Source organism: Musicola keenii (assembly GCF_014855505.1).
Classification (GTDB): Bacteria; Pseudomonadota; Gammaproteobacteria; order Enterobacterales; family Enterobacteriaceae; genus Musicola; species Musicola paradisiaca.
The window spans coordinates 61,672-75,824 of sequence record NZ_JAAWVW010000010.1; the positions used below are offsets into that span (position 1 = coordinate 61,672).

Sequence of the window (14,153 nt, forward strand, 5' to 3'; positions counted from 1 at the left end):
AATGGCTGAAAATCAATATTACGGCACTGGTCGCCGCAAAAGCTCCGCCGCTCGCGTATTCATCAAGCCGGGCAACGGTAACATCGTTATCAACCAGCGTAGTCTGGAACAGTACTTCGGTCGCGAAACTGCCCGTATGGTAGTTCGTCAACCGCTGGAACTGGTTGATATGATTGGTAAACTGGATCTTTTCATCACTGTTAAAGGTGGTGGTATCTCTGGTCAGGCCGGCGCGATCCGTCATGGTATCACCCGCGCTCTGATGGAGTACGATGAGTCTCTGCGTTCTGAACTGCGCAAAGCTGGCTTCGTTACTCGTGACGCTCGTCAGGTTGAACGTAAAAAAGTCGGTCTGCGCAAAGCACGTCGTCGTCCGCAGTACTCCAAACGTTGATTTGTTGCTGCCTGGCAGCCGAATCGACGAAAAAACCCGGTGTTTCCCACCGGGTTTTTTTTGTCAAAAATTCGATAGTGTTTAAAAAATATTATTAATTTACATATGGTTATTGATGGGGAAATGCTTATCTCCCCACAAAACAAACAGAATCTGGTACACTATCGCCCAGTTTTGTGCCTGTTTGCCAGCTAGTAATGTTTACAGAACGACGTGTGTCGTCAGGTTTCTTTCTCGTCAGTCAGAAACGCAAACACGGCAAGGCCTGCAGGATAGTATTCGGTCGGTAATTTGCCGTATTTTTTCGATAACTTGGAGGTTTTCATGGCTGTCGCTGCCAACAAACGTTCGGTAATGACGCTGTTTTCCGGTCCGTCCGACATTTTTAGCCATCAGGTTCGTATCGTGCTGGCTGAAAAAGGAGTGAGTGTCGAGATTGAGCAGGTAGACATGGATAATCTGCCGCAGGATCTTATTGACCTCAACCCTTACGGTTCTGTGCCTACGCTGGTTGATCGTGAACTGACTCTGTATGAATCACGCATCATCATGGAATATTTGGATGAGCGTTTCCCGCATCCACCGTTGATGCCGGTTTATCCGGTTGCCCGTGGCAACAGCCGCCTGATGATGCATCGCATCGAGCAGGACTGGTACTCGTTGCTGAAAACTATTCTGAACGGCAACGCCCAGGACGTCGAAGCCGCGCGCAAGCAACTGAGAGAAGAACTGCTGGCGATTGCTCCGGTGTTCAATGAAGCGCCTTATTTCATGAGTGAAGAATTCAGCCTAGTGGATTGCTATCTGGCACCGTTGTTGTGGCGTTTACCGCTGCTAGGCATTGAATTGAGCGGTTCTGGTGCGAAGGAACTAAAGGCGTATATGACCCGTGTATTCGAGCGTGACGCTTTCCTGGCTTCTCTGACCGAAGCCGAGCGCGAAATCCGCCTGCAGACCAGAGGCTAAGCAACATGACGTTGTCTCAGCTCTCGCCGCGTCGCCCGTATTTACTGCGCGCTTTTTATGATTGGCTGCTGGACAACCAGTTAACTCCCCATCTGGTTGTTGATGTGACGGTGCCTGGCGTTCAGGTTCCGATGGAATTTGCCCGCGACGGGCAGATTGTTCTGAATATAGCGCCTCGTGCCGTGGGGAATCTTGAACTAGCTGACGATAGCGTGCGTTTCAATGCGCGTTTCGGTGGTGTTCCGCGTCAGGTCTTTGTGCCCATGGCTGCCGTGATGGCGATTTATGCCCGTGAAAACGGTGCCGGCACTATGTTTGAGCCTGAACCGGCTTATGAAATCGTTGAAGAGTTCGGTGAACAGGATCAGATCGAGAACGAGCAGAAGCCAGCGTTAATGTCAGTAGTGGATAATGAGGAGTCGGTAAACTCCGGCGACGATCCTGAGAATGAACCGCCACAGCCGCCAAGGGGAGGAAGACCTTCTCTACGGGTGGTCAAATAGTTGTAAATAATAAAAAAAGGGCATATGGAATGCCCTTTTTTTATTGTCAGCATTCATCCCATCCTCCTCCCGAGAACTGAAGGACATTGGTCGAAAGTCGGAAAATCACGGTCATCTGCTGTTTATGTTGCGTTATCCAAAGGCGTAAATGATGAAAACCAGTAAAGGGCAGTGCCTATGTGGAGCGGTAACAATAACCGCACCTGAACAATACCTTCATGAGATCACTCTGTGTCATTGCGGTACATGTCGTACATGGGGAAGTGGGCCATTAATGGCCGTTGAATGTCCAGACGGTGTACTCCTTGAAGGCGTTGAGCATATTACCCGTTATCGCTCTTCCGATTGGGCGGAACGGGCATTTTGCCGTGTCTGCGGGACACATCTGTTTTATCGATTACTGGAGCCTGAAACCTACGAATTGTCGGCGGGGCTGTTTCCTGACGGTGAAAAGCGATTGGTTTCCCAGATCTATGTTGATAACAAGCCGAATTACTACGATTTCGCACAGCAGACGCCGATGCTGACTGAGCAGGACATCATTGATCAGTACCTGCCCCAGCAGGACGAGCTTCGCTAAAAAAACGGGTGAGGTTTCAGGAAAAAACCTCACCCTATCAAGGTGTTGCTGCCGGGAGCCCTGGCTCCCCTATTTACACTTCCAGATAGTTCAGGATGCCTTCGGCGGCTTTGCGTCCCTCGGCAATCGCCGTGACGACCAGATCGGAGCCGCGAACGGCGTCGCCGCCGGCGAAGATTTTTGGATTAGACGTCTGAAACGCATTGTCGCAGCCTTCCGGTGCGACGATCCGTCCCTGAGTATCCAAATCTACATTGTGTTCCGCCAGCCAGGCCATCTTGTGCGGGCGGAAACCAAAGGCCATGATGACGGCATCTGCTTCCAGCACATGCTCAGACCCTTCCACCGCTTCCGGACGACGGCGACCGTTGGCATCGGGCATTCCCAGTTCGGTGCGAACCATCCGAATACCACAGACTTTCCCTGAATCGTTAATTTCAATACTGAGCGGCTGCAGATTGAAGCGGAAATCGACCCCTTCTTCACGCGCGTTTTTCACTTCGCGTCTGGAGCCCGGCATGTTCTCTTCATCACGACGGTAGGCACAGGTGACGTGAGTCGCTCCGTGTCGGATGGAGGTACGCACACAGTCCATAGCGGTATCACCGCCGCCGAGCACCACGACCCGTTTACCCTGCATGGAAACATAGGGCTCCTGTTCGGATGTCTCGAAACCCATCAGGTGCTTGGTATTGGCGATCAGAAAAGGTAGCGCATCATAGACACCTTGCGCATCTTCATTGTCCAGGCCGCCGCGCATGGACTGATAAGTACCGACCCCAAGGAATACCGCGTCATATTCAGCCAGTAATGCGCTGAGCTGAATATCTTTACCTACTTCGGTGTTGAGGCAGAACTCAATACCCATATCGGTAAAAATCTCACGGCGTTTGATCATGACCTCTTTCTCCAGCTTGAAGGCCGGAATACCGAAGGTCAGCAGGCCGCCGATTTCGGGATGACGATCGTAAACTACGGCTTTCACGCCATTGCGGGTTAGCACATCGGCACAAGCCAGGCCGGCGGGGCCGGCACCAATAACAGCGACGCGCTTGCCGGAAGACTGGACGGAAGACACATCCGGACGCCATCCCATCTCGATAGCTTTATCGTTGATATAGCGCTCAATGTTGCCGATGGTTACGGCGCCGAACTCATCGCTCAATGTGCAGGAACCCTCGCACAAACGATCCTGAGGACAGACGCGGCCGCAGACTTCCGGCAAGCTGTTGGTTTGATGCGACAACTCCGCCGCTTCGATGATCCGGCCTTCGTTGGCCAGTTTCAACCAGTTCGGAATGTAGTTATGAACCGGACATTTCCATTCACAGTAAGGGTTGCCGCATGCCAGGCAGCGATCTGCCTGGGCCTTGGACTGACTTTCCGAGAACGGCTCGTAAATTTCAACAAACTCAATTTTACGGATCTTCAGCGGTTTCTTGGGCGGATCAACGCGCTGTAAGTCGATAAATTGATAAACATTCTGACTCATGATGACCTCTTACTGCGCCTGTACCCGCAGCTCCGCTGCGGAACGACTACGGTGACCCAACAATGCCTTCACATCGCTTGATTTCGGTTTGACCAGCGAGAACTTCGAAGCCCATGCCGGCCAGTTGGCCAGAATCTCTTCGGCACGCTGGGAGCCGGTATGCTGAACGTGCTCGGTAATCAGACCGCGCAAGTGTTCTTCGTGGATCGCCAGATTTTCGACCTCCAGGACTTCCACCAGCTCCGCGTTGACGCGCTTGCGGAATTCGCCATCTTCATCCAGCACATACGCGAAGCCGCCGGTCATCCCAGCACCGAAGTTGACGCCAGTGCGGCCAAGGATGCAGACGATGCCGCCGGTCATGTATTCGCACCCGTTATCACCGATGCCTTCCACCACGGTGATAGCGCCGGAGTTACGTACAGCGAAGCGTTCTCCCGCACGTCCTGCGGCGAACAGCTTGCCGCCGGTAGCGCCGTACAGGCAGGTATTGCCAATAATACTGGCTTCGTGGCTGCGGAACGCCGAACCCACCGGAGGACGGATGGAAATGACCCCGCCTGCCATGCCTTTGCCAACATAGTCGTTAGCATCGCCGGTCAGCGTCAGTTCTACGCCGCCAGCATTCCACACGCCGAAACTCTGGCCTGCGGTACCGGTGAAGTTGGCCTTGATCGGATCGCTCGCCAGCCCCTGATCGCCATGCTTGGCCGCAATGATGCCGGACAGCGTCGCGCCAACCGAGCGGTCGGTATTGCGGATATCGAAATACAGCGTCTTGCTCTGTTTTGCATCCACATGGGCCTGCGCTTTTTCTACCAGCGCTTTATTGAGCAGACCGTGGTCGAACGGCGGGTTGCTCTCGGTGCAGTACAACGCCTTGCCCGGCTGTGGGGCGACGGTATGCAGCAACGGTGAGAGATCCAGTTTGTTCTGTTTGGCGGTGATGCCATCCAGCTCAAGCAACAGATCAGTACGGCCGATCAGATCGACCAGGCGGTTGACGCCCAACTCCGCCATCAATTCGCGGGTCTCCCGCGCAATGAACGTGAAGTAATTGACCACGCGCTCCGGCAGACCGTGGTAGTGATCGCGCCGTAGTTTATCGTCCTGAGTCGCTACGCCGGTGGCGCAGTTGTTCAGATGGCAGATACGCAGATATTTACATCCGAGCGCCACCATTGGCCCGGTACCGAACCCAAAGCTTTCAGCACCCAGAATGGCGGCTTTGACGATGTCCTGCCCGGTTTTCAGCCCGCCGTCCACCTGTAGACGGATTTTATGGCGCAGACCGTTGGCAACCAGTGATTGCTGGGTTTCCACCAGACCAAGTTCCCACGGGCTGCCGGCATATTTCACCGAAGTCAGCGGGCTGGCGCCGGTACCGCCGTCGTAGCCGGCGATGGTGATCAAATCGGCGTAAGCTTTGGCGACGCCGGTGGCGATGGTGCCGACGCCCGGTTCGGAGACCAGCTTGACTGAAATCATCGCTTTCGGGTTGATCTGTTTCAGGTCGAAAATCAGCTGAGCCAGGTCTTCGATCGAGTAGATATCATGGTGCGGTGGTGGCGAAATCAGCGTCACGCCCGGCACGGAATAGCGCAGTCTGGCGATGTACGGCGTTACCTTGTCGCCTGGCAACTGGCCGCCTTCACCTGGTTTAGCGCCTTGCGCCACTTTGATCTGGATGACATCGGCGTTGATCAAATAAGCCGGAGTCACCCCGAAGCGACCGGAGGCGACCTGCTTGATACGGGAAACCTTGTTGGTGCCGTAACGCGCCGGATCCTCGCCGCCTTCGCCGGAGTTGGAGAAACCTCCCAAGCTGTTCATCGCTTCCGCCAACGACTCATGCGCTTCCGGGCTCAATGCGCCTATGGACATCGCCGCGGTGTCGAAGCGTTTGAACAGCTCGGTTGCCGGCTCTACCTCATCGATAGAAATGGCCGTGCCTTCCTGCGGTTGGATTGCCAGCAGATCACGCAGCGTCGCAACCGGACGTTCATTCACCAGTCGAGCGTATTTTTGGTAGTCGTTGTAGTCGCCGCTATGAACGGCGGTTTGCAGTGTTTTAACGACATCGGGATTGTAGGCGTGATATTCACCACCGTAGACGAACTTCAACAGGCCGCCCTGTTCGAGCTTCTGACGCTTCAGCCAGGCGCGTTTGGATAGATTGCGCAGATCTTGTTCGAAATCGCTGAAATTGGCGCCGCCGATGCGGCTCACCGCACCGTGGAAACAACGGGACGAGACGTCCTGATGCAGGCCGACGGCTTCAAACAGCTTAGAGCAGCGGTAAGAGGCGATGGTGGAAATGCCCATTTTGGACATGATCTTATACAGACCTTTGTTGATACCGTTGCGATAGTTCTGCATCACGGCACGGTAAGGTTTGTCGATAGTATTGCTGTCCACCAGACGAGCCAGCGTTTCGTAAGCCAGATAGGGGTAGACGGCGGTAGCGCCGAAACCGAGCAGCACCGCAAAGTGGTGCGGGTCGCGTGCGCTGCCGGTTTCCACGATGATGTTGGCGTCGCAGCGCAGACTCTTTTCCACCAGACGAGTCTGGATGGCGCCTACCGCCATCGGCGCCGGGACCGGGAGACGGTCCTGTGCGATACCGCGATCGGTTAATACCAGCAATACCGCACCGGCACGTACTTTGTATTCCGCTTCGTCACACAGTTTCTCGATGGTTTCCTGCAGTGATTGCTGCTGCGGGTCGAACGTCAGGTCAATTTTTTCCGCGCGATAATGCGCCGGATCCTGATTGATCAACTGGATGAAGTCGGAGTAGAGCAGGATGGGCGACTTGAAACTTAAACGATGCGCCTGGCCTTCTGCTTCGCAGAATACGTTCATTTCGCGGCCGATACAGGTAGCGAGCGACATGACGTGCGCTTCACGCAATGGGTCGATCGGTGGGTTCGTGACCTGTGCGAACTGTTGGCGGAAATAGTCGTAAATGATGCGCGGGCGGCTGGACAGCACGGCGAATGGCGTATCGTCGCCCATGGAGCCGACGGCTTCCTGGCCGTTTTCCCCCAGTACGCGGATTATCTGATCCAGCTCTTCATTCGAGTAGCCGAACTGCTTCTGGTATGTCTCCAGCAGTGCATCGTCGAATTCACGGTTGCCGACCTGATCATCCGGTAGTTCTTCAAAAGGCACCAGACGTTTAACGTTTCTCTCCATCCATTCTTTGTACGGATGGCGGCTCTTCAGGTCGTCGTCGGTTTCCGTGGAATGCAGGATGCGGCCGGTACGGGTGTCGATAACCATCAGCTCGCCCGGCCCGACGCGACCTTTTTCCACCACCTCGTCCGGCTGGTAATCCCAGATACCGACTTCAGAGGCGCAGGTGATCAGTTTGTCTTTGGTAATTACATAACGCGCTGGCCTCAGACCATTACGGTCAAGGTTACAGGCCGCGTAGCGACCGTCGGAGAGCACTAACCCTGCCGGGCCGTCCCATGGTTCCATATGCATGGAGTTGAAATCGAAGAAAGCACGCAGTTCCGGATCCATATTCGGGTTGTTCTGCCATGCCGGTGGAACTAACAAGCGCATGGCGCGCACGATATCCATCCCACCCGCCAGAAACAGTTCCAGCATATTATCCAGCGACATGGAATCGGAGCCGGTTTCGTCCACAAACGGCGCGGCATCCAACAGATCCGGGATGAGCGGCGTCTTGAATTTATACGCGCGGGCGCGAGCCCATTGACGGTTGCCGGTAATGGTGTTGATTTCGCCGTTGTGCGCTAGATAGCGGAACGGTTGCGCCAGACGCCAGCGTGGTACGGTATTGGTCGAGAAACGCTGGTGGAACAGACAAATAGCGGATTCCAAGCGCAAGTCTGCCAGATCAAGATAAAAACGCGGCAGGTCGGCCGGCATACACAGGCCTTTGTAAATGTTCACCAGGTTGGAAAAGCTGCACACATAAAAATCTTTGTCCTGGATGCGTTTTTCGATACGGCGACGCGCCATGAACAGGCGGCGCTCCATGTCTCGCGGACGCCAGCCAGCCGGAGCGTTGACAAAAATTTGCTCTATACGCGGCAAGGAAGAAAGTGCGATTTCACCCAGAACATCGGGGTTAGTGGGCACTTCGCGCCAGCCAAGCACCGACAGCGTTTCGTTTTGCAGCTCTTCTTCCACAATGCGGCGGGTAGCGCGGGCTTTTTCTTCATCCTGGCTGAGAAACAGCATGCCGACGGCGTAATTGTTGGCCAAACGCCAGCCTCGTTCTTCCGCCACCAGACGGAAAAAACGATCGGGTTTTTGAAGCAGCAGCCCGCAACCGTCACCGGTCTTGCCATCTGCAAGGATTGCACCGCGGTGCTGCATACGGGCGAGGGCGTGGATCGCCGTCCGTACAACCTTGTGGCTCGGTTCACCTTCTATATGGGCGATCAATCCGAAACCACAGTTGTCTCTTTCATGGGATGCATCGTACAACATATTTAAGTGAACCTCCCCAGGCTCTTATGACTCTCCCCACCACACAATCTGCAGGCACTGAAACCGCGAGCGGCACCTCACCGAACTGACTTTGCAGCGTCGGTGGGTATTGCCGCTCTCTTTTCCGGCCTCTCGTAAGGTCTCACAAGTGGTATGACTTGCTTGATGAGGGAGTCTTCTTCTTACTGCATAAATATGACGAGACGTTTGCTCGTCGGGAAAGCTTCCAGCGGATTTCCAACTTAACGAGAAACCCTGTGCAGGTCAAATACCCACACTAGAGTGGTGTTTTAGGGATAAATTTTGCTTATGTATATGAACTAAAAGGAATTTGTCATTAAAAATAAGGCGTTGGGCCAGCAAGGGGATTGGCTGAACTGTGAGCTGTATCACTATAGTAATATCCTGTTTTTACCGCCACATGCTGTATTACAGAAACTTGCTGGCATCTTATTCTGTCTGTGGGGTTTTTTTTACGTTATGACACTGTTTTTCATTTCCCTGTCATCTTTTAATGAAATATGCAGTGCGGATAAGAAAAATTAATCATGAATGACATGATTTTATTTTCAGTAAAAACGAATAAAAATGCACTCTTGTGGTTGTCGGGGGGATTGATCCGGGTCATCGCCGGAAAAAGGTGATAAAGGTAGGCTGTTGCTTCACTAAATGAAGAATCAGCATATGCAACTGCAAAAATTAATCAATATGTTTGGCGGCGATCTGCAGCACCGCTATGGAGAAAAGATCCACAAACTGACGCTACACGGCGGATTCAGCTGTCCGAACCGCGATGGAACGCTGGGGCGCGGCGGTTGTACGTTCTGTAATGTCGCCTCGTTTGCCGACGAGCAGATGCAGCAGCGCAGCATTGCGGAACAACTCGCCAGCCAGGCGGGAAAAATCAACCGAGCCAACCGTTATCTCGCTTATTTTCAGGCCTACACCAGCACTTATGCCGAGGTTCAGGTCCTGTCCTCCATGTACCAGCAGGCATTGCAGCAGGCGGACATGGTGGGGCTGTGCGTAGGCACCCGTCCCGATTGCGTGCCGGATGTCGTATTGGACTTGCTGGAGAGCTACCGGGAGCAAGGGTATGAAGTCTGGCTGGAACTGGGTCTGCAAAGCGCACATGACCGTACACTACATCGCATCAATCGTGGGCATGATTTCGCGTGTTACCAGCAAACGGCCCGGCGGGCCAGAGCGCGAGGGCTTAAAGTCTGCTGCCATCTGATCGTTGGATTGCCCGGCGAAGACAAACGAGCCTGTCTGACTACGCTGGATCGTGTAGTGGATACAGGTGTAGAAGGGATCAAGCTCCATCCGCTGCATGTGGTTGAAGGCAGTATCATGGCGAAAGCCTGGCGAGCCGGACGCCTCACTGCGCTGTCGCTGGATGAGTACGTCGGTATCGCTGGTGAGATGATCAGGCATACACCGCCATCCATCGTCTACCATCGTATTTCCGCCAGCGCGCGTCGTCCTACGCTATTGGCGCCAGTCTGGTGCGAGAACCGCTGGACGGGAATGGTTGCCATCAACGACTACCTTCTTTCGCATGGCGTGCAGGGTTCCGCGTTGGGACAACCGTTTCATGCTGTTGCCAATCTGCCTTCGTAGCTGCTCGCAAATCAACCGCTAAGTTACCGCTCTACCGATGGTTTTACGGTATGATTTGCGGATTCACAGAGGGGAACTATTCGTGATGAAGCAAATCCGGCTGTTGGCGCAATATTATGTTGATTTGATGGTGAAACTGGGGCTGGTGCGTTTTTCCCTGCTGCTGGCTTCCGCATTGGTGATGCTGGCTCTGGTGGTACAGCTGGCGGTGACTATGTTGTTTACCGGACAGGTGGAGCGAATCGATGTGGTGCGCTCCATTTTCTTCGGATTGTTGATTACGCCCTGGGCCGTCTATTTCCTTTCTGTGGTGGTTGAACAGCTGGAAGAGTCGCGCCAACGTCTGTCCCGACTGGTTGCCAAACTGGAGGAAATGCGCCAGCGCGATCAGGAGCTGAATGAGCAGTTGCAGGGCAACATTGGTCAACTGAATCAGGAGATTAGCGATCGCATCAAGGCGGAAGAAGCCCGTTTGTTGATGGTGAGCAAATTGCGCGAGGAGATGGCTCGTCGCGAGCAGGCGCAAATTGAACTTGAACAGCAGTCGGCTCTATTGCGGTCCTTCCTGGATGCTTCTCCGGATCTGGTCTATTACCGCAACGAAAACAAAGCCTTTTCCGGATGCAATCGGGCGATGGAGTTGTTGCTCGGTAAAAGCCAGAAACAGTTGATCGGGTTGACGCCGAAGGATGTTTACCCGCCGGAGGTGGCGGATAAGGTGATGGAAACCGACGAAAAAGTGTTTCGTCACAATGTCTCCCTGACCTATGAGCAGTGGCTGGAGTACCCGGATGGGCGTAAATCCTGTTTCGAGATTCGCAAGGTGCCTTTCTATGACCGAATGGGCAAACGCCATGGGTTGATGGGGTTTGGGCGCGATATTACCGAGCGTAAGCGTTATCAAGATGCGCTGGAGAACGCCAGCCGCGAGAAGACGACTTTTATTTCAACCATTAGCCATGAATTGCGCACGCCATTGAATGGCATTGTGGGTTTGAGCCGTATTCTGCTGGATACCCACCTAGATGCCGAGCAACAAAAATACCTGAAAACCATTCACGTTAGCGCCATCACACTGGGCAATATTTTCAATGATGTCATTGAGATGGATAAGCAGGAGCGCCGAAAAGTTCAACTAGACAATCAGCCGGTGGATTTTGTCGGTTTCACTGTCGATTTAGAAAATCTGGGAGGGCTGCTCGCGCAGCCCAAAGGGTTGCAGTTGGATGTGGAATTGCGCCAACCGTTGCCCAAGACCGTCATGACGGATGGAACCCGCCTGAGGCAAATTTTGTGGAATCTGATCAGCAACGCAGTGAAGTTCACTCAGCAGGGGCGTATTGCTATTCGGGTTTCCCGTGAGCAGGGTGAGCGCCTGCGTTTCGAGGTTGAGGATTCCGGAATGGGGATCCCGGCGGACGAGCTGGAAAAGATTTTTTCCATGTATTACCAGGTCAAGGATCAGCATGGCGGCAAACCGGCGACAGGAACCGGCATCGGTCTGGCGGTATCAAAACGTTTGGCGCAATCAATGGGGGGGGATATTCAAGTCACCAGCGAGTTGGGCAAGGGCTCCTGTTTTGTGCTGACGGTAGTGGCTCCCGCTGTGGATGACGAAACGCTTGATGGCGACGAGAGCGACGAACTGCCGCTGCCCGCGCTGCATGTCCTGCTGGTGGAAGATATTGAACTTAACGTGGTGGTTGCTCGTTCTGTGCTTGAAAAACTTGGCAGCAGCGTTGAAGTCGCCATGACGGGGCAGGAAGCATTGGCGATGTTTGATCCCTATGAGTTCGATCTGGTGTTGCTGGATATTCAGCTTCCCGACATGACCGGCCTTGATGTTGCCCGGCAGATTCGTGAACGCTATGCCGGGCAGCATTTGCCGCCGTTGGTGGCGCTGACCGCTAACGTGCTCAAGGATAAAAAAGCGTATCTGGATGCGGGTATGGACGATGTGCTGAGTAAACCGTTGGCGGTTCCTGCGCTGACGTCAGTCATCAAACAGTATTGGGACGTTCATGTTGATGAACTGCCTCAAGACGACAATCCGGATGACGAATCGCTGTCGAATCGAGTGCTGGATGTCTCCATGCTGGAGCAATATCTGGATCTGGTAGGGCCTGGCTTAATTCATCAAAGCTTGGCTATGTTTGAGCAGATGATGCCCGGCTATCTGGCGGTGCTGGATTCCAATATGACAGCCCGAGATCAGAAGGGCATCGCGGACGAAGGGCATAAGATCAAAGGGGCTGCCGGTTCCGTGGGGCTTAAGCATTTACAGCAGGTCGCACAGCAGATTCAGACCACGACATTACCCGCCTGGTGGGACAATGTGCAGGAGTGGATTGATGAACTGAAACACGACTGGCAACAGGACGTGCAGGTATTGAAAGATTGGGTAGCGAGAGCTGAAAAAAAATGACCCCGACCTAGGCCGGGGTGCGCGAATTATGCGCCAACACCAGGGAAACCGGTACACCTGCATGTGATCTCAGGTTAGTTGGTACGCAAGTGTTAAAAATCATTTCGTTGTTCTGGCAACACACACCATAGCAAATATGGCGTCGGTTGTTACAAGAATCATTAAAATGTGTGATGTAGATTAGTGTTTGTCAATCAAAAAATCAATTAGTTGATGTAATGAAATAGGGCATAAACGATGAAAAAAGTAGGTGTCGTACTCAGCGGATGTGGAGTTTATGATGGTTCAGAGATTCACGAAGTTGTCTTGACTCTGCTTGCAATTGATCGTGCTGGCGCCGAAGCAGTCTGCTTTGCGCCGGATAAAGAACAGCGACATGTCATTAATCATCTAACCGGGGCTACAACCGGTGAAAAACGTAATGTATTAGAGGAATCCGCACGTATTGCGCGGGGGAAAATCCAGCCGCTTTCAGTCGCCAGCGCCGACCAGCTTGATGCGCTTATTGTGCCTGGCGGCTTTGGAGCCGCAAAAAATTTGAGTGATTTTGCTTTCCGTGGAGCTGAGTGTCAGGTGGACGCTGAACTGAAAATGCTTACGAATAACATTCATAAGAAAAACAAACCAATTGGCTTCATTTGCATCGCTCCGGCTATGCTGCCAAAACTGCTGGATATCCCTGTTCACCTTACAATTGGTAATGATAGTGGCACGGCAGCGACTATTGAGCAAATGGGGGGGATTCATGTCTCCTGCCCTGTCGATGACGTGGTAGTCGATGTGGGGCATAAAGTAGTGACGACGCCTGCGTATATGTTGGCGCAATCGATCAGTGAAGCCGCAGTAGGCATTGAAAAGTTGGTCGCGCGAGTGTTGGAATTGACTGAATGAAATCGACGCCTGTTTTGCGTCGAATGATCGCAGTCCTGAAACGTCTGATTACCCGTATACTCCTTGCCGTCGGTGCATGCTGGCTGGCAGGGATTTTATTGTTTGCTTTTCTGCCGGTGCCGTTTTCGGCGGTGATGATCGATCGGCAAATCAGCGCCTGGGCCAGCGGTGATTTCTCCTATGTTGCTCGTTCAAATTGGGTGTCGATGGATGAAATAGCCGCTGTAATGCCGCTGGCGGTTATTGCTGCGGAGGATCAAAAATTTCCGCAGCATTGGGGGTTTGACTTCAATGCCATCCAGGCCGCGCTTAAGCATAACGAACGTCATGGCGGCAGTATTCGCGGCGCGTCGACGCTGTCTCAGCAAACGGTAAAAAACTTGTTGTTGTGGGATGGACGAAGCTGGGTGCGCAAAGGACTAGAAGCAGGGCTGACTGCGATTGTCGAACTGGTATGGACTAAACGTCGGATCCTGACGGTGTATCTCAATATTGCGGAGTTTGGGCCTGGTGTTTTTGGTGTCGAAGCGGCTTCCCGACATTTTTTTAATAAACCGGCCAGTCGTCTGACGTCCGGCGAAGCGGCGATGTTGGCGTCGGTTTTGCCTAACCCGATTCGCTATCGTGTTGATAAGCCATCTATCTATGTCGTCAGGCGTCAGCAGTGGATTCTTCGCCAGATGCATCAGGTAGGTGGAGAGGCTTTTTTGATTGAAAACCATCTGCGTTAGCCGATAACCGATGTTTGTGGGTGTCGGCCATTTGCGGTGGTTCCGCGTAAAGATAGGTGAGATACGTGAGGAGGAAAC

The 14,153-nt window shown here is 53.3% G+C and carries 10 protein-coding genes; 8 read left to right on the top strand and 2 right to left on the bottom strand.

Annotated features, from left to right (window positions below):
• Position 1 precedes the first annotated feature (1 nt).
• The 4 genes from rpsI to HEP82_RS12305 all read left to right on the top strand — a co-directional run bounded on the left by rpsI (position 2) and on the right by HEP82_RS12305 (position 2,443).
• On the top strand, positions 2 to 394 hold the full coding sequence (rpsI, locus tag HEP82_RS12290) for a 30S ribosomal protein S9 (protein ID WP_192458349.1): 393 nt from the start codon (positions 2 to 4) through the stop codon (positions 392 to 394).
• Positions 395 to 718: 324 nt separating this feature from the next.
• A complete protein-coding gene (sspA, locus tag HEP82_RS12295; protein WP_015855291.1) occupies positions 719 to 1,360 on the top strand; it encodes a stringent starvation protein SspA in 642 nt (213 codons plus the stop codon).
• Positions 1,361 to 1,365: 5 nt separating this feature from the next.
• A complete protein-coding gene (gene sspB / locus HEP82_RS12300) occupies positions 1,366 to 1,863 on the top strand; it encodes a ClpXP protease specificity-enhancing factor (RefSeq protein WP_192458350.1) in 498 nt (165 codons plus the stop codon).
• Between the two features lie 151 nt (positions 1,864 to 2,014).
• Complete coding sequence (locus tag HEP82_RS12305) at positions 2,015 to 2,443, top strand: GFA family protein (RefSeq protein ID WP_192458408.1); 429 nt, start codon at positions 2,015 to 2,017, stop codon at positions 2,441 to 2,443.
• 73 nt (positions 2,444 to 2,516) lie between these two features.
• Here HEP82_RS12305 and HEP82_RS12310 read toward each other — a convergent pair whose 3' ends face one another.
• A complete protein-coding gene (locus tag HEP82_RS12310) occupies positions 2,517 to 3,935 on the bottom strand; it encodes a glutamate synthase small subunit (RefSeq protein WP_192458351.1) in 1,419 nt (472 codons plus the stop codon).
• A 9-nt stretch (positions 3,936 to 3,944) separates the two neighbouring features.
• Positions 3,945 to 8,405, bottom strand: a complete 4,461-nt coding sequence (gene gltB, locus HEP82_RS12315; protein ID WP_192458352.1) for a glutamate synthase large subunit — start codon at positions 8,403 to 8,405, stop codon at positions 3,945 to 3,947.
• Positions 8,406 to 9,089: 684 nt separating this feature from the next.
• Here gltB and HEP82_RS12320 point away from each other — a divergent pair.
• From HEP82_RS12320 to mtgA, 4 genes are all read left to right on the top strand, one after another.
• Positions 9,090 to 10,028 (top strand): TIGR01212 family radical SAM protein, encoded by a 939-nt coding sequence (locus tag HEP82_RS12320; protein WP_192458353.1) that lies wholly within the window; start codon positions 9,090 to 9,092, stop codon positions 10,026 to 10,028.
• A gap of 85 nt (positions 10,029 to 10,113) precedes the next feature.
• Entirely contained in the window at positions 10,114 to 12,453 is a 2,340-nt protein-coding gene (arcB, locus tag HEP82_RS12325) for an aerobic respiration two-component sensor histidine kinase ArcB (RefSeq protein WP_192458409.1), read from the top strand.
• Positions 12,454 to 12,690: 237 nt separating this feature from the next.
• On the top strand, positions 12,691 to 13,344 hold the full coding sequence (elbB, locus tag HEP82_RS12330) for an isoprenoid biosynthesis glyoxalase ElbB (RefSeq protein WP_192458354.1): 654 nt from the start codon (positions 12,691 to 12,693) through the stop codon (positions 13,342 to 13,344).
• Positions 13,341 to 14,075 carry a monofunctional biosynthetic peptidoglycan transglycosylase gene (gene mtgA, locus HEP82_RS12335; RefSeq protein ID WP_192458355.1) on the top strand — a complete coding sequence of 245 codons (735 nt, stop codon included), beginning with the start codon at positions 13,341 to 13,343 and terminating at the stop codon, positions 14,073 to 14,075. Before elbB ends, mtgA begins: the two co-directional genes overlap by 4 nt.
• Positions 14,076 to 14,153: the final 78 nt, after the last annotated feature.

Bases quoted from the DNA above. Each gene is read 5' to 3' on its own strand.
- gltB (WP_192458352.1), bottom strand. From the start codon at position 8,405: ATGTTGTACGATGCATCCCATGAAAGAGACAACTGTGGTTTCGGATTG.
- rpsI (WP_192458349.1), top strand. From the start codon at position 2: ATGGCTGAAAATCAATATTACGGCACTGGTCGCCGCAAAAGCTCCGCC.
- mtgA (WP_192458355.1), top strand. From the start codon at position 13,341: ATGAAATCGACGCCTGTTTTGCGTCGAATGATCGCAGTCCTGAAACGT.
- elbB (WP_192458354.1), top strand. From the start codon at position 12,691: ATGAAAAAAGTAGGTGTCGTACTCAGCGGATGTGGAGTTTATGATGGT.
- HEP82_RS12310 (WP_192458351.1), bottom strand. From the start codon at position 3,935: ATGAGTCAGAATGTTTATCAATTTATCGACTTACAGCGCGTTGATCCG.
- HEP82_RS12320 (WP_192458353.1), top strand. From the start codon at position 9,090: ATGCAACTGCAAAAATTAATCAATATGTTTGGCGGCGATCTGCAGCAC.
- HEP82_RS12305 (WP_192458408.1), top strand. From the start codon at position 2,015: ATGAAAACCAGTAAAGGGCAGTGCCTATGTGGAGCGGTAACAATAACC.
- arcB (WP_192458409.1), top strand. From the start codon at position 10,114: ATGAAGCAAATCCGGCTGTTGGCGCAATATTATGTTGATTTGATGGTG.
- sspB (WP_192458350.1), top strand. From the start codon at position 1,366: ATGACGTTGTCTCAGCTCTCGCCGCGTCGCCCGTATTTACTGCGCGCT.
- sspA (WP_015855291.1), top strand. From the start codon at position 719: ATGGCTGTCGCTGCCAACAAACGTTCGGTAATGACGCTGTTTTCCGGT.